We start from the raw sequence: 19679 nt of genomic DNA on the forward strand, positions 1-19679 counted from the left end.
GCAAGATGGAAAGACCTTGAAGTATGAGCGACCCGCAAATACCAGCCGTCCTGATCACTGGAAGTGCAACGCGCATTGGCGCTGAGATCGCGAAAGGCTTTGGCGAGGCGGGTTGGCATGTGGTGATCCACCATTTGACTTCGCATGAGGAGGCCGATGCTTTGGCCGCAACGCTTCCCTCTGCTGAAACGGTGTCATGCGACCTCAGCGACGATGAAGCGGCCACTGCGATGATTGCGCAATTGTGCGGGCGGCTCTCCGGATTTCGGTGCCTGGTGAACTCCGCTTCGATTTTTCACTATGACAGTGCAACCAAAATGGACGCCGATACGAACCGGCAAGCGATGCAAGTGAACGCGCTAACCCCCGCTGTTATGACACAGAACTTCCTCGAACATGCTAATGGGGATACGCCGCTGTGCGCAATACAAGTAACCGATATGAAGCTTGCCAACCCAAACCCGGACTTTTTCAGCTACACCATGTCCAAACACGCTCTCGCCTCGACGATTGAGATGTTTGCGATGGAAGCAGGTAGCAAGGCGCGCATTTACGGGATTGCCCCCGGTGCCATTTTGGCAAGCCATGATCAGACCGAAGATGAGACTGAAACCTCGCACCGCCTAAACCTGCTCGACCGCAAAACGGGAGCGGATGAGATTGTCGAGGCGGCGCTGTTCCTCAGCACTGGCGCGCTTAAGAGCGGCTCCACCTTGTTTATAGACAGCGGCCAGCACCTGCTCAATCAGCCGCGCGATGTGATTTATCTCGCTCGGGAAGAGGCCTGATGAGCGGCAAACCCGTCAAGCGCCACGCTTTGTCCACGCGTGTTTGGCACTGGGTGAATGCGGGGGCTTTTATCGTGCTGTTTATGTCGGGCCTTGGCATCTCAAACGCGCACCGTTTCCTCTATTGGGGCGATTACGGCTTTGACCCCGCCGATGCATGGCTGGTGGTGCAGCGGTTTCCTGCATGGATAACAATACCTCAGCGCTATGACCTTGCTGAAAGCCGCGATTGGCACAATTTAAGCGCTTGGGTGTTCGCGATTGGCCTACTCGTTATGTGGGTGATGAGCCTGATCAATCGCCATTTTGTCCGCGATCTGGCAAGCTCTCTTGGTGATTGGAACCCGCGCGCTTGGCTAGCAGCGATCAAGGAACACGCGAGGCCCGGCACCCATGGCGACCGCGACTATAACGCGCCGCAAAGAATCCTTTACGGCCTCGTCTTGGGCGTTGGGCTCCCCATGATGATTGCAACCGGGCTTGCCATTAGTCCGGGCTTTGAAGCCATCGCCCCTTGGCTTGTTGATGTGCTTGGCGGTCGTCAGAGTGCACGTTCTTTGCACTTCCTTTTTGCATGGAGCCTTGCAGGGTTTATCCTCATCCACCTCATCATGGTTTTGTGGTCCGGCCCGCTCACGCAGATAGGCCGAATGATCACTGGCGGTAAAAGGGAGGATAGCCCCAATGCCTGATATCAAACGTCGCTCCCTGCTTGCCGGGTTAGCCGCACTGCCAGCCGCCGAATGCACGCAGCTTGCCGATACTGAAGCGGTGGGCGACCTGTTCGATGCCGCCGAAGATTGGCACCGAAAGGCGCACCGCACCCTCGCCTCGCGCCAGGCTTTAGCGCCCGAATTTGCACCAGACGAACGCTCTGCGGACATAAGAGGCAATGGCACAGTTCGCATCGATAACGCAGCCTACCGCGAGCAAATGGCCAAGGGTTTTGCCGATTGGAAACTAGAGGTGCGCGGGCTTGTCACAAACCCGCTAAGCCTCTCAATGGCCGACCTCAAAGCCCTGCCCCAGCGCACGCAGATCACCCGCCACGACTGTGTGGAAGGGTGGAGCGCGATTGCGCAGTGGTCTGGCCCGCAATTGTCCGACCTGCTCGACCAAGCAAGGGTAAGTGACAAAGCCAACTTTATCGTCTTTCGCTGCGCCGATGTGCTGTATGGCCGCCATTATTACGAGAGCGTCGATATGGTCGATGCCTATCACCCCCAGACGATCATCGCGCATGAGCTGAACGGTGAGCCCCTGCCAGAGAAAAACGGCGCGCCCTTGCGGGTCCGTATTGAGCGCCAGCTAGGCTACAAACACGCCAAATACCTCACCGCCATCGAGGCAGTGGAGAGCTTTGATGACCTATACGGTGGCAAAGGGGGTTTCTGGGAAGATATCGGCGATTATCAGTGGTATGCAGGGATTTAATCTGGATAAATACGGTTCATTGTCGCCCAATCGGTCGCGATCATCTCTTCCAAAACCTCTAAATCAATATCGGCAAGCTTGTTCACGTAGAGGCACGATGCCCCCGTCTTATGTTTGCCCAACCGCGTTAACGCCTCTTCGCGGTGTTTGGCGGTAATGTCGTCGCAATATCCCCCCATCAGATAGAGGGAATGCTTGGCTTTGCGCGGGCTGAAACCGGCACGGCACATGTCACCCTCGCGCCCGCTTTCATACTTGTAGTGATAGCTGCCATAGCCAATGATCGAGGGGCCCCACATCTTGGGCTCTTCCCCGGTCACTTTGCGAAACAGGGTGTCCAAAACCTTGGCATCCTCGCGCTTCGAGGCAGGTTCAACAGCCTCGATAAAGGCCTCAACCGACACCTGTGTAGGCTTCGTCTTATTCTCAGCCATAGTGATCCCTCCCCATCCAAGTGAATTCACATTATTGACACAATAGCACAATTCCCGGCACACCCTTCAAAAATCAGCAGAAGGGGACTGCGAAGACTATGTGGTTGCTAGACAAATTCTTGAAGCAAGCGATTAAGCTTGGCCAACTGATCGTCACTGATCATGAGGGCAATGAACACACCTATGGGCCCGGCGGCGAATATGATCCGCTGGTTGGAGGACGGCCGGGACCGATCCGGATCAAGCTTACCAACAAGAAGGCGGCCAATCACATCGTGCGCTATCCGCAGATGGGTGCAGGCGAGGCGTTTATGTGGGGCTGGCTCGTTGTCGAAGAGCCGCATGACATCCGCGATATGATCCTGATGGTCACAATGAATGCCAAGCGTTTGGGCGACAATTCGCTCAAAGCCAAAGGTCCTCTTCGCAAAGCCGTCCAGAAGGTGAAAGCCACCGTTGATGGCATCAATTTGCGCAGCTCCGCGCGCTCCAATGCTGAGCACACCTATAACCTCACGCGCGAGCTGTATGAGCGCTTCCTTGATGAAGACCGCCAGTACACCATGGCGTATTACCGCGAGGATGATCCGACTCAAACGAGCCTCGAACAGGCGCAGATGGACAAGAAGGCTCACCTTGCCGCCAAAATGCTTTTGAAGCGGCCCGAGGACAATGGCGGCAAGCCTATGCGGGTGCTCGACATTGGCTGTGGCTGGGGCGGTTTCGCGCTGTATCTCAACAAGATGTACGATTGCGAAGTGCTTGGTGTCGCACTGGCACCAGACCAAGTTGCCTTCTCCAATGAACGCGCCAAAGAGCTTGGCGTTGATGACAAGGTCAAGTTTGAGCTGTGCGATTATCGCGACGTTCAAGGACAATTTGACCGTATCTCCAGCGTCGGTTTGCTGGAGCACGTGGGCACGATCCACTATCCGCAATTCTTTGAACACACCAACCGGCTACTCAAAAGCGATGGCGTGATGATCTCGCACTGTTGCGGACGCAGCGGCGCGCCGGGCTATACCGATGCCTGGACCCGCAAATACATCTTCCCCGGCGGTTATATCCCTGCCCTTTCTGAACTTGTCACCGAGAGCGAGAAAAACGGCTGGCAGGTGATGGATGTGGAAGCCATGCGCTATCATTACTGTCACACGCTGGAGGAATGGTACAATCGCACCGTCATACACCAGAGTGAGATCACCGAGATGTATGATGAGGTGTTTTACCGCATGTGGCTGTTCTATCTTGCGGGAGCTGAGCAATCGTTCCGCAACGGCACTATGGTCAATTGGCAGCTGCAATATGTGAAAGACCGCAGCGCCATTCCGATGACGCGTGAGTACATGGAAGAAGAGAGCGCGAAGCTGCGCGCCCGCGGCGATATTCCGGGCTGGCGCTTTGATCCGGGGCTGAAGGAAGCGGCTGAGTAGGCCGCTCAAGCCGCCTTCCCGCCCGATTTCTCCCGGCGCCGTGACATTAGTTCATAGACCGGCCCAAACCCTAAAAGCGCAGCGCCTACAAAGGGCGCTGCCACCACCCATATGCGTAGCCCTGTGATACCTTGAGGGCTTGCGATGGTGATGCCTGCTGTGCAGCCTAGGCCAACGCAGATCAGCAGCACGCCAGCCACCACCCTCGCCTTCGGGACAGTTCGCCCCCCTCTAATCGGGGTGAAGGTGCGCTCGTGTCGCACGAACAAGCCGATCAATGGCAAGGTCGCTAAGATATAGATCGCCAGCCACAAGGGCCGTGACACCCACCATTCGCTGGTCCCCGGCACGCTATCAAGGCCCAGACCGCCAAGCGCAATCCACACGAAGGTCATGACCAGTACAAACGCGGTCAGATGCCAGAGGAATACTGTCATGATCATGCCATTCATCAAGACGGTCGCTGTCCAAATCCGGACGTTGTCCAGCATTCGCCTGCCCAGCGGCTCTAGCCCCAGCACAAGCCCAACCTGCACGACGCCCAGAGCAAGGAGCGCAAAGGTCGGCGGGAGCGAGTTTGAGAAGCCATCGGGCGCTGAAACCATAGAGACCGGGTAGAAGCCGTAGACTGTAACTGACACCAAAACGGCAAGCCCAATCGCAAACCAAAGCCCGGTAAAGACAGGCGACTTAAACTTGGCATCTCTCCAGGCAAATCCCAATTGATGGATCGCAAGGAAGACCCAGAGGAAGTTGGTGAAGCTGATATACGGCACATTGTGTTCAAATCTCAGCCAATCGACCAGCAACACAAGCGGGACGAAAACCGCAAAGCTCGCCCATCCAAACCGCTTCCAAACTTTCATCGCCAGCGGTGTGCAAGCCGTGACCAGCAGATAGACCGCCAAGAACCACACCGGGATCAAGGCGGCTTCGGTTGCCATACGGATTTGGTCACGTGGGAAGCCCACTTGTGTGAGAACAACGGCTATCACCGCCCAGACTAAGAGCACGGGGAACGTAGGCGCAATCAACCGCTGCACGCGGGCAGCCAGCCAATCGCGGTATACACCCACTTGGCCGGGTTTAGCCTTCTTCAAGGTCCCTTCCCAGCTCACCGAATTGGAATAGCCTCCAACAAGGAAGAACACGGGCATCACTTGGAAGGCCCATGTGAGCCAATGCGTCCACTGTGCGGTCTCTATCAGGTCGCCGCGTTGCAATGCGCCTGCATCGTCCACATAAAGGCCAGCCATCAACCAATGGCCAAAGACCACCGCCATGATGGACACAGCGCGCAGGAAATCGACCCATCGATTGCGCTCTGGCGGCGTCATCTCGGCCATCTCGCGCGCTTTGTTCCACATGGCTGGCACTAGGGTCTCTCCTATCCCTCTTTGCAGAAAATATTGGTGGTCATATGCCCCTTGGCAAGTTTAAGGCGCTTCTCGACTACAGACCGGACGGTCACTTGCACTAGAACCGGCCTCTTGAAATACCATGAATAAGGGCTCCCAAATGTCTGACATCAAGCGTGTTGTTCTTGCCTATTCGGGCGGTCTCGACACTTCTGTTATCGCAAAGTGGCTGAGCGTTGAGCGCGGGCTTGAGGTTGTGACCTTCACCGCGGATCTTGGCCAAGGCGAAGAGATTGAGCCCGCACGCGACAAGGCGCGGGCCATGGGCATTCCTGACGAGCACATCTTCATCGAAGACCTTCGCGAAGAGTTCGTGCGCGATTTCGTCTTCCCCAAGATGCGCGCCAATGCGCGGTATGAAGGTGACTATCTGCTTGGCACCTCGATCGCCCGCCCGCTTATTTCGAAGCGCTTGGTGGAGATCGCCCATGAAACGGGCGCTGATGCCATCGCCCATGGGGCAACGGGCAAGGGCAATGACCAAGTGCGCTTTGAACTCTCCGCCTATGCGCTTGACCCGTCGATCCAAGTGATCGCCCCTTGGCGCGAGTGGGACCTGACCAGCCGCACCGCGCTGATCGCATGGGCCGAGAAGCACCAGATCAAGGTTCCAACCGACAAGCGCGGCGAAAGCCCGTTTTCGACCGATGCCAATCTGCTCCATACATCCTCCGAAGGCAAAGTGCTCGAAGACCCGTGGGAAGAGACCCCCGATTACGTCTATTCGCGCACCGACCACCCCGAAGATGCACCCAACCAACCAGAATACATCGAGATCGGCTTTGAACGCGGCGATGGCGTGTCGCTCAATGGCGAGGCCATGTCGCCTGCCACTTTGCTCACAGCCCTTAATGACCTTGGCCGCACCCACGGTATTGGCCGCTTGGACCTCGTCGAGAACCGCTTTGTCGGCATGAAGTCGCGCGGCATGTATGAGACACCCGGCGGCGAAATCTACGCGGTCGCTCACCGGGGCATTGAACAGATCACCCTTGACCGGGGCGCGGCCCACCTCAAAGACGAGCTGATGCCGAAATACGCCGAGCTCATCTACAACGGCTTCTGGTTCGCCCCCGAACGCGAGATGTTGCAGGCTGCCATCGACCTCTCCCAAGAGAAGGTCACCGGAACCGTGCGCCTCAAACTCTATAAGGGCCTTGCCAGCGTTGTGGGTCGCAAGTCGCCCCACTCGCTCTATTCCGAGGCGCATGTGACCTTTGAAGACGACGCAGGTGCATATGACCAACACGATGCGGAAGGCTTCATCAAGCTGAACGCGCTGCGCCTCAAGCTGCTTGCCCAGCGGGACCGTTAAGGGCCGTCGCGACTCGATATGACCGAGTCGGGTGAGCTCCACAGGGTCACTTCGCAAGATCACGAAAGCAACACTTTGCGAAAAGAACCAAACCTGACTCCCAATCGGGTCAGTTGTTCCCTCGCAAACCAAGTAAATGCGACGAATTGTTGAGTTGTCCACCGCTCTCCACAAGTCATCTTGGGAAAAGTGGATAAGTCGCTCTTGCACACCTTGCGAAAACGCGTGTCAGGGCGCAGTTTCAAATTGTCTTCGGGACAAACAAAGCTTCGAAAGAAGGACCGCAAGGAACTGATTTCAAAGGGTTTTGATTGAAACAAAGACACGGTTGCTGCTGTCCACGCAGCTCTTGAGAGAAGGCATGCATAAGGTTTCGACTAAGTGCAAGTTTGATCGTTTGAGAGAGAAGCGAAGCAATGCAACCGTTGAAGGCCGTAATACTGGCTGGTGATAGCTGTAGGAAAGAGCTTTCGAGCGACAACTGATCAGCGTTTGACTTACCAACCGATAGTATAACGGTCTCGGCTATGCTGAGCGGCAGGCTGGAACAAAGGGGAAGCCTCGACTGAAAAGGAGGGGCAGAACCAGAGGGAAAGCAGGCAATAACGCCAAGCAAAGCCGGATGCCGGCGCGAGCACCGGTGGAAAGCACGCGAAGCAAGGCGGCGATGGACATGGGAAACCCGCAAGGGCAAGAACATGAAAAACGCAGCTGGACGCGAGCAGAACACCGGTTGCCAAGTGTGCAGGCGGGACATGCGAGAGGTAAGGCTTGCCGAACCAAACGCAAGAAACGTGAGCGCCCACGCGCAGGTGAGAGTGGGGTCGGCAGCAATGCCGGCCCCATTTGCTTTTGGGCCTGTCGAACCGAGCGGAGAGAGTGCGTTTCTGACAACTCGGTCTTTTTGCGCGACCACCCGAAATTTCTCAAATTGGCATTCGTCACGCTCCTCGTGTACACCGGTTTCCGGATGGGAGAGAGGTTGAGCATAAGGCCTGCGGCTGCCCGCAAGGGACGCAGCACCATAGCGGGTGGACCCACGCTCCGCCTGTTCCTCTTTTGCGCTTGCATTTTCGGCCTTTCACCGGTTGCATCCTCAGCCCAGACCAACGAACTCGCCGTGCGCTATGATGAGGCCGGTTCTTCTTCATCAACGGCCCGCAAGAACGATTTCAACGCCGAGTTTGCCGATATTCTGGCTCCTTCTGAAAGCAACATCGCCGACATTGATCTGGCTCTTCCCAGCACCGCAGTGGACCTTGGCACATTCGAACCACCCAAAGAGGTCGTTCCCAAAACCAATGTCCTGCGCACGCTTGGAACCGGTGTCGCCTCTTATTACGGACGCCGCTTCCACGGGCGCCTCACCGCCAATGGAGAGCGCTTTAATATGAACGCCATGACAGCGGCTCACAAAACGCTTCCCTTTGGCACCCGTGTGCGCGTCACAAATCCGCGCAATGGCCGCTCAGTCATCGTTCGCATCAATGACCGCGGGCCCTTCATCAGAGGTCGCACCATCGATCTCTCACGCGGCGCCGCTCAAAAGATCGGCATGATTTCAACCGGACACGCACGGGTGAAGCTCGACATAGTCTCGCGTTAGCCAGTAGGAAAGCGGCTGGCCACTGTGGGGCCAGTGTGATGGGCCCAATGTGATTGGGTCAGTTCCCCCAGTCGGAGCTGCCACCGCTTTCGCTACCCCATCCGCCATCGTCATATGATGAACTGTAACTGCCTTGCGCATTCCAGGCAGCGTCTGCCTCAAATTGCGCAACGACTGGCGCCATGCACTGGTCATAAAACGCCTCAGCCTCGCTTTCGCTCAGTTCGAACTCGCCGCGACCTTCCAAAGCCCCGCGTCCTTGTCGGTACATGCATTTGCATCCTGACCGGCTCTTGTGAGCTGGCAAACCGGCCTTCGCCAACTCATTGGTGCAAAAGCTGACATATTCGCTCTCGCTTTTGAAACGGTAGTCGCTACCCCCTGACGCCATCACTCCGACAACGCCCATAACAACCACCCCAATCGCGCCCCAATATCCGTTCATATCGCATGCCCCTTCCGAATGCTCCAACAAACGCTATGAGTACCCCATTGAATTTGCGTTAACTCTCAGCGGGCGCATACCGCGCCGCTAATGAGACGCGACAAGGGGTTGGGCACTTGCAAGGCTTCTATTTTCTCACCGAGGCATTCATCCTCCTTATGGGCCTTGCCATGGCAGAGGTCTTGGGAGGGTTCGCCCGCGTCCTCAAGCTGCGCGCCCGCAAGCGTGCCGGGATCGTACAGGCCGACGCCGTTCGCATCGGCACCCTCACCCCGCTGCTCGGCCTGTTTGTCATCGTCGACCAATCCACCTTCTTCATGCACATGTTCTCCATGCGCGAGACCATGCCGTTTAACGCTGCCACCATCCTTGGCATCCTCGTCACCATCGGCTGGTACTACCTTATCGCTGCCATGACCTTCCCCGATGAGCCCGCCTCCTGGCCCGACTTTGACGAGTGGTTCTGGCAGCAGAAGCGCTTCGTTGTCGGAGGCGTCATCGGGGTCAACCTGCTCAGCCTCATCTCGCAGATCGCCTTTGCAGACCAGGCAGAGGCGGGACGCTCCATGGCCTGCATCGATCCGTTCTGGGGCCTCATCGCCGCCTTCATCGGTTTCAGCGCCTACCCCATGATGATCTGGCTCTTCTTCAGCCGCAATGCGCGCGTGTGCCAGTTCCTCATCCTCGCCAATGTCGTGGTCCTCGTGGTGTTCGCGGCCATCACCTTCACCACGCAGGAGGGCGTCCCCGCCGCTGATGGCGAAGGGTGGGAGTGCACTGTAGCGCAAGATCCGGGCGAAGCGCCCCGCTAAGGCGGCCTCAAAGCGGGCCAAACACCCGCCCCACCACCCTATCCAGCCCCCACATGGCCATTGGCGTTTGGCACACTTGGCACACTGTCCAGAGGGGGAAATTGCGTGTCCTGCGGCCTATCGTGATAAGGCGCATCAAGCGATTGAGAAACCTCATCTATTTCAGGCGCGCCCTCCCATTCCGGAGCCTGCGCCAGCGCTGCCACCTGATGATCAAAGCCCGCCATCGCATCAAGGACATGGCGGTTTTGCTCCAACCGATCGAGCCGCCCCAAATGCGCCAGCAGCAAGCGGCTATCATAGCGCGTGCGCGTCGCGACTTCCTCCCCGTGGTAATAGACGCTCTCCTGCGTCCCATTAAGCGCGCGGTCGGCCAGCACCTCTTCGACTAAGGGGCGCGCATGAAGCAGCGCTGCATCCCAAAGCTCTTGAAACACAAGGCACTCGCGCCGCATCCGATAAGCGGTCGTGCGCGCCACCCCCACAGCATTGCAAGCGCTGCGCACATTGCCCCAAGTGGCAAGGGTTTTGAGAAACTTGGCCTGGAGCGAGCGCGGGAATGCGCGGGTGTCCGTGATGAGGCGGTCAGTTTGCGGGAGGGTGCTGGTGTTGGGCATCGGCTGAAGCTCCGTTGGGGATTGGGAGCCGGAGAGTGTAGGTAATTGTGGGGGAGTAGGAAAATCCGGACGGTCGAGGGGCCACACGACAAACCCCCTCCCGCCTGCGGGAGGGGAGCGAGACTTGGCAGCTTGCTGCCTAGTCGCAGCGGGGTGGGCCAACGCCAACCTAAGCCGCACCCATTGTCCCGAACAGCCGCCCCGTCATCCCGAACTCGTTTCGGGATAACCCTCTCAGTGGGGCACCAAGAGGCAAGGGTTATCCTGAAACAAGTTCAGGATGACGAACCGACACAACACCCGTTCGTCCTGAGCCTGTCGAAGGACGCGCGCCGACCCGAAAGCCAGCCACCAAGCCAAGCCCACCCCCAACCCCTCCCGCAAGCGGGAGGGGAGCGAGTATCAAGAATTTCCAAGCAGGCTTAAATTAGAGATCTCTCTTGTGGCGGATGGTGGGGATCGGAGACCGCACCAGCATACAACGAAACGAAGACCTCACGGGAACTGAGTGCGTGCTCAAGGCGGTCCGTGTGATACAATGCACAATAAAGAGCTGCCGCACGTGCTTGGCAGTTGATGGATTTTTCGGGGTTGAATTCGATGTCGGTAAAGCAGTCAACCTGCCGCACCCTCTCCGAAATCTCAGTGTTCTTGACCAAAGCGTTGATATATATCCAGTCGTAGAACGCGGTTTTTGGCTCTAAACCCCAATCCTCGCCAAAAAAACTGAAGCCCACCAAATCCCCACTCGTCTTGAGGCGATTGTCTCGTTTTGCATCGATTGGCGTCTTGTCAAAGATATCTCTAAACGGCCCTCCAGACTCAAAAACCTTGCTGCCTTGGAATGCATTCTCAACTCGAAGCTCTCTGCCCTTGTGGGTAACAAAGGACAGGTTGAACGACGACAGAGCTACGCCAAGCTCATTCTCCGACTTCGACGAAACTTCGAGAGGATTGCTCAATCCGAGCTCACGTTCGGCCATCCGATGAAGATCGCGGATGCTCTTTTGTTTCTGGGATTTAGCAAAGCCGGGGAACCATTGGAATTCAACATAGCGTTCAAGGACGAGGCGCTTCCCATCAAGCATCGGAATAAAAATTGGTCTCTTGGCCATAACGATCACCGAGAACTGAGATAATACTCTCTAGCGCCATAAATGCCGCGTTTTGTACCAACCTTACTTGGCACGCGCCCGAGCATAGCATGATACGCGTCTTGCGTTGCTTTGTCCGGAAAAAAGACTCCTTGCACGTACCCTTGATGAATTTTGCCCTGAACAAGAACCTCGGCTTGCACGTTTGTGGGGTCACATTTGCGCAGATTCTGTGCGGTTCTAGTCTCGATGCCATCTTGTTCGGCAAACAATTTCTTGAATGCGCCAACTCCTGACAAGCTAGCATCGCTTGCACCGGCAATTTCTGAAGATGCAGCATTCTTTGAACAGAAAAGAGTAGGCGCGAGCGACATTACTTTTGGATCCACAGCAAGAACAATCCACTTCACGCTGGGATCCTTACGTTGAAACTTGTAGAACATTTTTGAATTTGGAAAAGAGATGCTCAAGCATGAATAACCTCTACGACGATCAAACCTATGCTCGTCGTTTGTCAATCCTGTCGCTAACCCAACATCGATCCAAGCTCGCGGCACAAGTCCATTTGTAAAGATGCTAGGCAGGTTCTGTGCTTGGGTGAAATGCCATAAGGATTTTATTTCTCTTTCAAATCTATACTTCTCTATTTTTTCCTGCATTTACCCGCCAATATTATTTGATGCACTATAATTCGCTACTTTGAATTCTACTTGCAAATCAACTATTGGCGCCATTAATTCGATAATTTGGCACAGGAAATATCCATCTACCATCCCCCCTCAAACAAACACCCCATGAAACCCAAGCGGCAGGGCCACCCTACTGCGCCAGCTCGCCGCCGGTCCTGCTTCCACCGCGCCAACGCTCAGCACATGCAGCTCGGTCGCTCGCGCCCCCAGGTTTAGCGTTGTGCCGATAAGCCACCCGTCGCCCTCCGCGCCGCTCGCGCCGGGGACATAGCGGAACTCCTCGACCAATTGGTGCTCGCCGAAATTGTAAGCGCGGCTCACGCCCCGCTCCCAATCATACACCCCTACCCCGTGCGGAAACGGCGTTGCTCCATATCCAGTCACATGCGCGCTGAAACGGCGCTTTGCGGTGACGAGGCGCGGGTCGGATGTGGGAAACTCGGCCTCAATCCCGGTGCCCTCCACACGCCCGCGCCCATCGGCATAAAGCGTGATCTGCGACAACTCAGCTTGAGCCACGTGGAGGTGCTCGCCTTTAAGAAGCGCCTTGGCGGACGATTGACCAAAGCTTGGGTCTTGGCTCAGGCATCCGTCAAAGCGGATCGTGCCGCCCCCTGCGCCATCATCTTCCTCCCAAGCATCGCCATAGTGAAAGGCCGAAAACGCGGGCAGCTCGTAGCGGCGCACTTTGGTGAGATCATCCTTGTCGATCACCAGCACGAGCGTGCCCTGATCCGGCTCCCACTGAAGGCTATCGACAATGGGCATGGTGAACCCGCGCTGGTTCCACGGTTGGAGCACGAGCACCAGATGCCGCTTCGTCATGGTGAAGTCGTGGGTGTAGCTTGCGCGCGGCAACTCAAATGCCTGAGCGGTGCGAAGCGCGCCATCGGGGCCGATATGCCAGATCACCATAGTGCGCCCGGCCCACCCGATGTTCCAAACGCTGCCATCGGCCTCATGGCGCGGTTGCGCGGAAAAGGGGAGGTGTTTTAGAGCGTCGCCCCAATCCTTAAACCCCAGCGTTGCGAGCGTGTCCGCGTCCATGCGTGTCGCCGATCCCCCTTCCCACAGCGCGAGGAGCTCGTCTCCCAACATCATGACGGAGGTGTTGGCGGCGTTGGCATCGTCGGGGTTCTCGAGAATCGCGCCCTCACCTGTGGCGGTGCCAAAGCCGGGGACCATCATGCGGCCCGCGTGGGTTTCTTGGCGGCGCTTGGGCGTATCGGCGAATTTGGCGGAGAGCTGAGCACCGCCCTCCCCGATGTGGAACCTTCGGATCAGGCCATCGCCGTCGAACCAATGCGAGGCGCTCTTACCCCCGCGCCGGAATTTTGCCGGACCATTGCGGTAGAGCGTGCCGGAGAGGCCACTCGGCGCCCGTCCGTGGATCAGCTCCAGAGCATGGGGCGCAACATCGCGCTCCACATCCGCCACGCCCAGCGTCCAGTCCGCAGGGGCAGCCCCCGCCAGCGCCATATCAGGCGTGATCACAGCGGCGGCGGAGAGGCTGGCGAACACCGATTTGAGCGCAGCGCGGCGGTTGAGGTCTAGGGTAGCGGACATGGGGTAGGCTCCTATGCGGGGTGAGGCGATTAACGGAAGGCGATGGTCTGCGTGGTCGGACCTTCCACCGCAAAAGCGACCTTGTCCCACTTCGCTGGCCCCATGCTGGCACGCGCATTGTTGGAGAAGGCAAAGGGCTCGGTCGGCATTCCGAGGAAATTGGTGTCCATTGTCCCGTCGCCATCGACATCGTGGAACATGCGAAAGCCGTATGTGCCTGTCGCGGGCAGCTCGACGAGGAGCGTCTCGGTGTCGGCATCCACAGCCACGATATGGCCTGAGACCGGCTTGCCTGACCCGTTGTAGGCGTTTTCCGAGTTGTAGATCGAGATCATCACCTGGCCTTGGGTTTTCTTAAAGCCGGTGAGTTCAATGGTGAGCAGGATGGTTTGGACGGTGTCTGGCGTGGTGGGCGAAGGCGCCTCAGCGAGGACAGGCGCCGGTGTCATCAGCGCTGCGGCAAGGACTGAGCTAGCGACGAAGAGTGGACCAAAGTTTTGCATATGTGCCTCCAAGAGTTTGTGTGGGCTGACCTGAGGTTTGGATCAGGTTTCCCGCTGGTTGATGACCCTTTTGTGAGGCGGTTCGGGCTGTGCCGCGAGCGGCTTTGCGGCAACGGGCGCGTTTCAGCGTGAACTGGCGTTTTGTGCGGGGTTTGAGGGAGCGTGTACCGTTGGCGATGCGTGAGTTGGCAGGCGCTGCGGATGCCTTCCCCCTTTCAAGGGGGAGATTGAGAGGGGGTGATTGGCGACCCCCTGCCTCCCAATCCGTCATCCTGAACTCGTTTCAGAATACTCCTCTAAGCCATGCACCAAGTGGCAAGGGTTATCCCGGATCAAGTCCGGGATGACGAATACACAGAACCCACGCCCCAAACCGTCATCCCAGCGGAGTCGAAGACGGCCGTAGGCCTACGCTGGGATCTAGGGCCACAAGCGCAGTTCCCAGCCGCCCTAGACCCCAGCCTACGCTGGGGTGACGAGTTTGTGTTTTGTGAAGGCCAAACCATTACCCCCCCGTTCGTCCTGAGCCTGTCGAAGGACGCGCGCGAGCCCGAAGGACGCGCGCGAGCCCGAAGGACAGCCACCAAGCCAAGCCCACCCCCGACCCAGATACCCTCCTATGCAAAAGCAGTAGTCAAGCGGAGGGGGAGAGAGACTTGTTGAGTCGGCGAAAAAGTAGATTGAGTTGAGGTCAGCCCGACGCACTCGGAACACGTTGTCAGATACATCTGACATACTGCAATTTATCTTTAGGCGGACTTCAAAGGCCAAGAGATCGTTACGATGACCGATTTGAGAGTAACCACATCATTATCCAAATTACCCTTCCGATCATCTTAGAATTACCGCTATTGATGAGAGAACGGGATTTCTAAAGTTTATTCTAATAGCGCCTTCATGACGGCACCCCGCATCCAACCTTATCTAAGCGTTCATAAATCTATTTTCCTACGCGACACTAGTTATCTACGCTTTTAACATGTTGCACGAATCGAATTTTCGCTACGCAGACCTTGGGCAAAAATCGCGCACATTCTGGTACGTGTATAATTCAGTGTACACTTTCGTAACTTTACTTCTATATAAAGTTCGAATCATAAGTGAGTATAGGAACACGTGCTTCCAGACGGCTTCACAATCCAGTTTGAAGGCAGGGAGCGCGCGGTCGCGTTTGATGACTCACTGTGGGAGATAATGGGCGAAATCTTGCCCCAGATAAGAGCAAGAATGGAAGCACTGATGCTTGCATACTGTGAACACGGTCCGCAGCATATTCCTCCGTCGGGATTTAAGTTCGAGATACATTATGAAGAAGCGGGTAAGAAAACACGGGTTGAAGCTTTCAAGAGCCGCCATGTTCGATTCTACGGCACCTGTGGCCACCTCGGCGGTCGGCCTGTTTTCCTTGTCACTGGATGCGATACATCAAAGAAATCAAACGCGGCGGATCGAAAGAAGCTAATTGCCGCGGGAAAACGCGGCCATCAGTTAGTTCACGGACAGACAGCCGCCAACAAGTCAAAGACTCAGTCTAAAAGAAAGAGAAGGCGTTAATGGCGAAAACCCATACCGCAGAGAATGCTCAAATTGATGAGACTGCTTATGAAGTGCTCCTAGCGCAAGAGGCACTCGTGCTTGACGCACAAATGGCAATCCAAAGAGTCCTCAACGAAAAGAAAATCAGCCAACGTCAATTGGCGGGGCTTTTGGGCGTTGGAGAATCTTATGTCAGTCAAATGATGGGCGATACAGCCCGGAATCTGACGCTTAAGACCATTGCTAAGGTAATGCACGCCTTGGGTGAAACTGCTTTAGTCACCACTCAGACCTTCGCCAAAGGTTTCATAGAACCTCTGCGGCCATATGATTGTGACGCAGAGTTTGGGCCGTGGGGGAGATTATCTCACTCAGCCCAGGCACAAATTCACGATCGGTTGATTGGTCTTCTGGTGATTGGGCAGCAAACGAAAATCCAGCGTCGGAAACTGCTTTGATCGAAGCTGCATAACGGATCTCGATATGACCGAAAAATCTTCGGACAAACAGAAAGTGAACCCGAGCGACTACAATCGCCTCGTGGCTCATGCAAAGTTGAACACGATCAGACTCATCTCATCAAAGTATGACATGAAACCCTCGGCACTATCTGACGATCGGGAAAACTGGAAGTATCGTGTCAGCCACAAACTCCTAGATTGGAAATGCAGCAATGAGGATAGCATGCTTAGCGGGACTTGGCAGTACACCGCTTCGTGCACCAATGGTCGTAAGCAAATGCTGAAAGTTGTTGCGAACTTTCTAGTGACTTATCGACTCAGCGACGAGTGCGATGAGGTTGCCGGACAAGAGTTTTTTGAACGAGTCGGTAAGTTTGCTGCTTACCCATATTTCCGCTCAACATTTGCGATTCTAACTCAGCAGAGCGGCATCTCTCTGCACCCGTTGCCAATTATTTCTGATGGACCTAGGTGGGTCACTCCACCAGCAGCTAAGAACTGAGCCCTACTCCGCCACCTCCCGCGCCCTCTCCAACATCGGCCGCAAGTACTGCCCTGTAAACGAGCGCTCGACCTCCGCCACCTCCTCAGGCGTCCCACTCGCCACAAGCTCACCGCCACGCACACCGCCATCGGGCCCCAAGTCCAGAATATGATCCGCGGTCTTGATGACGTCCAGATTGTGCTCGATCACCACCACCGAATTGCCTTGCTCGACCAGCCGGTGGAGGACTTCTAGGAGCTTGCGCACATCTTCAAAGTGCAGGCCCGTGGTGGGCTCGTCTAGGATATAGAGCGTCTGGCCCGTTGAACGCTTGGCGAGTTCCTTGGCGAGTTTTACCCGCTGCGCCTCTCCGCCGGACAGCGTGGTCGCTTGTTGGCCTACTTTCACATAGCCCAGCCCCACTTCGCACAGCATCGCCATTTTGTCGCGGATGGGGGGGACGGCTTTGAAAAATTCGGCGGCATCCTCAATCGTCATGTCGAGCACGTCGGCGATGGAGTGGCCCTTGAACTTTACCTCCAAAGTCTCTCGATTGTAGCGCGCGCCGCCGCATTCCTCGCAGGTGACGTAAACGTCGGGGAGGAAGTGCATCTCGATCTTGCGCACGCCGTCGCCTTGGCATGCCTCGCACCGCCCGCCTTTGACGTTGAAGGAGAAGCGCCCCGGTTTGTACCCGCGCGCTTTGGATTCGGGCAGGCCGGCGAACCAGTCGCGGATCTGGGTGAAGGCGCCGGTGTAGGTCGCGGGGTTGGAGCGCGGGGTGCGGCCGATGGGCGATTGGTCGATCTCGATCACCTTGTCGCAGTGTTCGAGGCCGGTGACCTTGTCGTGCTTGCCAGCGATTATGCGCGCGCCGTTGAGCGTGCGCGCGGCGGCGGCATAAAGCGTGTCGATGGTGAAAGACGATTTGCCCGAGCCGGAGACCCCGGTGATGCAGGTGAAGGTGCCAAGCGGGATGGAGCCGGTCACGTTTTGCAGATTGTTCGCCTGCGCCCCGTGGACGGTGAGCTTGTGTCCATTGCCCTTGCGCCGGGTGGTCGGGACCGCAATTTCGCGCCGCCCGGTCAGATAGTCTGCGGTGAGCGACTTCTTGGACTTCATGATCTGTTTAAGCGTGCCTTGTGCAACGATCTCGCCCCCGCGCACCCCTGCGCCCGGGCCAATGTCGACGATATGGTCTGCGGTGCGGATGGCATCTTCGTCATGCTCGACCACGATCACCGTATTGCCAAGATCGCGCAGGCGTTTGAGGGTTTCCAGCAGCCTGTCATTGTCGCGCTGGTGGAGGCCGATGGAGGGCTCGTCCAGCACGTAAAGCACGCCGCTAAGCCCGCTGCCGATTTGCGACGCGAGGCGAATGCGCTGGCTCTCGCCCCCTGAAAGCGTGCCGCTGGTGCGGTCGAGGTTGAGGTAGTCGAGGCCGACATTGTCGAGGAAGCCGAGGCGCTCGTTGATCTCTTTAAGGATTGGCTTTGCGATTTGGCTCTGCTGATCGGACAGGTGATTGTCGAGGTCGAGGAACCACGCCTTGGCATCCGAGACGCTCATCTTCACCGGCTCTGCGATATCGGTGGGGCCGTTGGCGCTTGGGATCTTCACGGCGAGCGATTTTTCGTTGAGGCGTTTGCCCCCGCATGCTTCGCACGGTTGGGACGTTTGGAACTTGGAGAGCTCCTCCTGCATCCACGCACTTTCGGTCTGCGCCAGCCGCCGGTTGAGATTGCCGACAACGCCTTCAAACGCCTTGTTGACGGTGTATTCCTTGCGCCCATCCTTGAAGGTCAGCGGCACCGGCATCCCGCCCGTGCCGTGCAGAATAATGAGCTGCTGATCGGGCTCCAAATCCTTCCACTTGGTGGTGATGGTGAAGTCATACGCCTTAGCCAGCGAGGTCAGCACCTGCATATAATAAGGCGACGGCGGGTTGGATTTCGCCCACGGAGCGACCGCGCCTTGTTTCAGCGTCAGCTCCTCATTTGGGATGACAAGCTGCGGGTCGAATAGCTGTTTTTCGCCAATGCCGTCGCAGGTCGGACACGCGCCTTGGGGGGAGTTAAAGGAGAACAGGCGCGGCTCGATCTCTTCGATGGTAAAGCCGCTCACCGGACAAGCGAATTTCTCGGAGAAGACGATGCGGTTGGCAGGTATCCCCGCCCCCTTCATCGCTCCGCCTGAGTTATCCTCATCCTCGCGCCCCGGCACAACGCCATCAGCAAGATCGAAATAGGCAAGGCCTTCTGCGAGCTTAAGCGCGGTTTCAAACGAGTCCGCCAGTCGCGTTTGCAAACTGCCGTCGCTCGTATGCTTCACCGCGATCCGGTCGACCACGACTTCGATGTCATGCTTGAACTTCTTGTCGAGCGCGGGCGCTTCCTCAATCGGGTAAAGCTCCCCGTCGATGCGCACACGGGTAAAGCCCGCCTTCTGCCACTCGGCGAGCTCCTTGCGATATTCGCCCTTGCGGCCCCGAACCACCGGCGCGAGCAGATATGCGCGGGTTCCCTCTGGCAGCTCCATCACCCGGTCGACCATTTGTGAAACCGACTGCGCGCTGATCGGCTTTCCTGTAGTTGGCGAGTAAGGCACACCCACCCTCGCCCACAACAGCCGCATATAGTCGTAAATCTCAGTCACCGTCGCCACGGTCGAGCGCGGGTTGCGCGACGTGGTCTTCTGCTCAATCGAGATCGCAGGAGAAAGCCCGTCGATATGCTCAACATCGGGCTTTTGCATCATCTCCAAGAACTGGCGCGCATAGGCGCTCAGCGACTCAACATAGCGCCGCTGCCCCTCGGCATAGATGGTGTCGAAGGCGAGCGAAGACTTGCCCGATCCCGACAGCCCCGTGACCACGATCAACGCGTCGCGTGGAAGGTCAATATCGACCCCTTTAAGATTGTGCTCGCGCGCACCACGGACAGAGATTTTTGTAAGAGACATAAGGGCATTTGTTCCGGAAATGTTCGCGCTGGTCAAGGGCAACTGGGTGAGTGCTCCACCACCCACTTATTGCCAACTTCAAG

19 protein-coding genes are annotated in these 19679 nt (G+C 56.9%); 10 read left to right on the plus strand and 9 right to left on the minus strand.

The features are described from left to right. Positions 1 to 23 precede the first annotated feature (23 nt). From AC0V61_RS00295 to AC0V61_RS00305, 3 genes are read left to right on the plus strand one after another with little or no spacing between them, the layout of a single operon-like run. Positions 24 to 788, plus strand: a complete 765-nt coding sequence (locus AC0V61_RS00295) for an SDR family oxidoreductase (RefSeq protein WP_486155253.1) — start codon at positions 24 to 26, stop codon at positions 786 to 788. Then, positions 788 to 1480 (plus strand): cytochrome b/b6 domain-containing protein, encoded by a 693-nt coding sequence (locus AC0V61_RS00300; protein ID WP_486155254.1) that lies wholly within the window; start codon positions 788 to 790, stop codon positions 1478 to 1480. The genes AC0V61_RS00295 and AC0V61_RS00300 overlap by 1 nt, the downstream gene beginning before the upstream one ends. Continuing rightward, positions 1473 to 2222: a molybdopterin-dependent oxidoreductase gene (locus AC0V61_RS00305; RefSeq protein WP_486155255.1), complete on the plus strand. Its 750-nt coding sequence runs from the start codon at positions 1473 to 1475 to the stop codon at positions 2220 to 2222. Before AC0V61_RS00300 ends, AC0V61_RS00305 begins: the two co-directional genes overlap by 8 nt. Here the strand turns inward: AC0V61_RS00305 and AC0V61_RS00310 are convergent. Beyond that, entirely contained in the window at positions 2219 to 2656 is a 438-nt protein-coding gene (locus tag AC0V61_RS00310) for a DUF1801 domain-containing protein (protein WP_486155256.1), read from the minus strand. The two genes, AC0V61_RS00305 and AC0V61_RS00310, sit on opposite strands and share 4 nt — an antisense overlap. Before the next feature lie 98 nt (positions 2657 to 2754). On the opposite strand from AC0V61_RS00310, the gene AC0V61_RS00315 reads away from it, so the two are divergent. Beyond that, positions 2755 to 4089 carry a class I SAM-dependent methyltransferase gene (locus AC0V61_RS00315; RefSeq protein ID WP_486155257.1) on the plus strand — a complete coding sequence of 445 codons (1335 nt, stop codon included), beginning with the start codon at positions 2755 to 2757 and terminating at the stop codon, positions 4087 to 4089. Positions 4090 to 4094: 5 nt separating this feature from the next. On the opposite strand, the gene AC0V61_RS00320 is transcribed toward AC0V61_RS00315, so the two are convergent. Beyond that, entirely contained in the window at positions 4095 to 5456 is a 1362-nt protein-coding gene (locus AC0V61_RS00320) for an acyltransferase family protein (RefSeq protein ID WP_486159409.1), read from the minus strand. A 151-nt stretch (positions 5457 to 5607) separates the two neighbouring features. Here AC0V61_RS00320 and AC0V61_RS00325 point away from each other — a divergent pair, with 151 nt between their 5' ends. Together AC0V61_RS00325 and AC0V61_RS00330 are read left to right on the plus strand one after the other, a co-directional pair. Next, the gene (locus tag AC0V61_RS00325; RefSeq protein ID WP_486155258.1) at positions 5608 to 6822 is read left to right on the plus strand and encodes an argininosuccinate synthase; all 1215 of its coding nucleotides are present in this window, start codon (positions 5608 to 5610) and stop codon (positions 6820 to 6822) included. Positions 6823 to 7804: 982 nt separating this feature from the next. Next, a complete protein-coding gene (locus AC0V61_RS00330) occupies positions 7805 to 8428 on the plus strand; it encodes a septal ring lytic transglycosylase RlpA family protein (protein ID WP_486155259.1) in 624 nt (207 codons plus the stop codon). Between the two features lie 58 nt (positions 8429 to 8486). Here the strand turns inward: AC0V61_RS00330 and AC0V61_RS00335 are convergent, their stop codons facing one another. Further along, on the minus strand, positions 8487 to 8873 hold the full coding sequence (locus AC0V61_RS00335; protein ID WP_486155260.1) for a hypothetical protein: 387 nt from the start codon (positions 8871 to 8873) through the stop codon (positions 8487 to 8489). A 116-nt stretch (positions 8874 to 8989) separates the two neighbouring features. Between AC0V61_RS00335 and AC0V61_RS00340 the strand changes: the two genes are divergently transcribed. After that, complete coding sequence (locus tag AC0V61_RS00340) at positions 8990 to 9685, plus strand: hypothetical protein (RefSeq protein WP_486155261.1); 696 nt, start codon at positions 8990 to 8992, stop codon at positions 9683 to 9685. Between the two features lie 38 nt (positions 9686 to 9723). On the opposite strand, the gene AC0V61_RS00345 is transcribed toward AC0V61_RS00340, so the two are convergent. From AC0V61_RS00345 to AC0V61_RS00365, 5 genes are all read right to left on the minus strand, one after another. After that, positions 9724 to 10302 carry a hypothetical protein gene (locus AC0V61_RS00345; protein ID WP_486155262.1) on the minus strand — a complete coding sequence of 193 codons (579 nt, stop codon included), beginning with the start codon at positions 10300 to 10302 and terminating at the stop codon, positions 9724 to 9726. A gap of 422 nt (positions 10303 to 10724) precedes the next feature. Beyond that, positions 10725 to 11417, minus strand: a complete 693-nt coding sequence (locus AC0V61_RS00350) for a DarT1-associated NADAR antitoxin family protein (RefSeq protein WP_486155263.1) — start codon at positions 11415 to 11417, stop codon at positions 10725 to 10727. 5 nt (positions 11418 to 11422) lie between these two features. Beyond that, positions 11423 to 12055 carry a DarT ssDNA thymidine ADP-ribosyltransferase family protein gene (locus AC0V61_RS00355; protein ID WP_486155264.1) on the minus strand — a complete coding sequence of 211 codons (633 nt, stop codon included), beginning with the start codon at positions 12053 to 12055 and terminating at the stop codon, positions 11423 to 11425. Between the two features lie 120 nt (positions 12056 to 12175). Beyond that, positions 12176 to 13651, minus strand: a complete 1476-nt coding sequence (locus AC0V61_RS00360; RefSeq protein WP_486155265.1) for a carotenoid oxygenase family protein — start codon at positions 13649 to 13651, stop codon at positions 12176 to 12178. 29 nt (positions 13652 to 13680) lie between these two features. Beyond that, entirely contained in the window at positions 13681 to 14154 is a 474-nt protein-coding gene (locus AC0V61_RS00365; protein ID WP_486155266.1) for a DUF2141 domain-containing protein, read from the minus strand. A gap of 1227 nt (positions 14155 to 15381) precedes the next feature. Here AC0V61_RS00365 and AC0V61_RS00370 point away from each other — a divergent pair. The 3 genes from AC0V61_RS00370 to AC0V61_RS00380 are packed head-to-tail and all read left to right on the plus strand — an operon-like array spanning position 15382 to position 16653. Then, complete coding sequence (locus AC0V61_RS00370) at positions 15382 to 15708, plus strand: hypothetical protein (RefSeq protein WP_486155267.1); 327 nt, start codon at positions 15382 to 15384, stop codon at positions 15706 to 15708. After that, the gene (locus tag AC0V61_RS00375; RefSeq protein ID WP_486155268.1) at positions 15708 to 16148 is read left to right on the plus strand and encodes a helix-turn-helix domain-containing protein; all 441 of its coding nucleotides are present in this window, start codon (positions 15708 to 15710) and stop codon (positions 16146 to 16148) included. The genes AC0V61_RS00370 and AC0V61_RS00375 overlap by 1 nt, the downstream gene beginning before the upstream one ends. Positions 16149 to 16173: 25 nt before the next feature. Beyond that, positions 16174 to 16653 carry a hypothetical protein gene (locus AC0V61_RS00380; protein WP_486155269.1) on the plus strand — a complete coding sequence of 160 codons (480 nt, stop codon included), beginning with the start codon at positions 16174 to 16176 and terminating at the stop codon, positions 16651 to 16653. 3 nt (positions 16654 to 16656) lie between these two features. On the opposite strand, the gene uvrA is transcribed toward AC0V61_RS00380, so the two are convergent. After that, positions 16657 to 19596: an excinuclease ABC subunit UvrA gene (gene uvrA / locus AC0V61_RS00385; RefSeq protein ID WP_486155270.1), complete on the minus strand. Its 2940-nt coding sequence runs from the start codon at positions 19594 to 19596 to the stop codon at positions 16657 to 16659. Positions 19597 to 19679: the final 83 nt, after the last annotated feature.

The sequence above is a fragment of the Erythrobacter sp. JB1-4 genome, from assembly GCF_057365025.1.

Excerpts from the sequence above, each read along its gene's own strand:
- AC0V61_RS00295 (WP_486155253.1), top strand. The coding sequence starts at position 24 with ATGAGCGACCCGCAAATACCAGCCGTCCTGATCACTGGAAGTGCAACG.
- AC0V61_RS00300 (WP_486155254.1), top strand. The coding sequence starts at position 788 with ATGAGCGGCAAACCCGTCAAGCGCCACGCTTTGTCCACGCGTGTTTGG.
- AC0V61_RS00305 (WP_486155255.1), top strand. The coding sequence starts at position 1,473 with ATGCCTGATATCAAACGTCGCTCCCTGCTTGCCGGGTTAGCCGCACTG.
- AC0V61_RS00310 (WP_486155256.1), bottom strand. The coding sequence starts at position 2,656 with ATGGCTGAGAATAAGACGAAGCCTACACAGGTGTCGGTTGAGGCCTTT.
- AC0V61_RS00315 (WP_486155257.1), top strand. The coding sequence starts at position 2,755 with ATGTGGTTGCTAGACAAATTCTTGAAGCAAGCGATTAAGCTTGGCCAA.
- AC0V61_RS00320 (WP_486159409.1), bottom strand. The coding sequence starts at position 5,456 with ATGTGGAACAAAGCGCGCGAGATGGCCGAGATGACGCCGCCAGAGCGC.
- AC0V61_RS00325 (WP_486155258.1), top strand. The coding sequence starts at position 5,608 with ATGTCTGACATCAAGCGTGTTGTTCTTGCCTATTCGGGCGGTCTCGAC.
- AC0V61_RS00335 (WP_486155260.1), bottom strand. The coding sequence starts at position 8,873 with ATGAACGGATATTGGGGCGCGATTGGGGTGGTTGTTATGGGCGTTGTC.
- AC0V61_RS00345 (WP_486155262.1), bottom strand. The coding sequence starts at position 10,302 with ATGCCCAACACCAGCACCCTCCCGCAAACTGACCGCCTCATCACGGAC.
- AC0V61_RS00350 (WP_486155263.1), bottom strand. The coding sequence starts at position 11,417 with ATGGCCAAGAGACCAATTTTTATTCCGATGCTTGATGGGAAGCGCCTC.
- AC0V61_RS00355 (WP_486155264.1), bottom strand. The coding sequence starts at position 12,055 with ATGCAGGAAAAAATAGAGAAGTATAGATTTGAAAGAGAAATAAAATCC.
- AC0V61_RS00360 (WP_486155265.1), bottom strand. The coding sequence starts at position 13,651 with ATGTCCGCTACCCTAGACCTCAACCGCCGCGCTGCGCTCAAATCGGTG.
- AC0V61_RS00365 (WP_486155266.1), bottom strand. The coding sequence starts at position 14,154 with ATGCAAAACTTTGGTCCACTCTTCGTCGCTAGCTCAGTCCTTGCCGCA.
- AC0V61_RS00370 (WP_486155267.1), top strand. The coding sequence starts at position 15,382 with ATGGAAGCACTGATGCTTGCATACTGTGAACACGGTCCGCAGCATATT.
- AC0V61_RS00375 (WP_486155268.1), top strand. The coding sequence starts at position 15,708 with ATGGCGAAAACCCATACCGCAGAGAATGCTCAAATTGATGAGACTGCT.
- AC0V61_RS00380 (WP_486155269.1), top strand. The coding sequence starts at position 16,174 with ATGACCGAAAAATCTTCGGACAAACAGAAAGTGAACCCGAGCGACTAC.
- uvrA (WP_486155270.1), bottom strand. The coding sequence starts at position 19,596 with ATGTCTCTTACAAAAATCTCTGTCCGTGGTGCGCGCGAGCACAATCTT.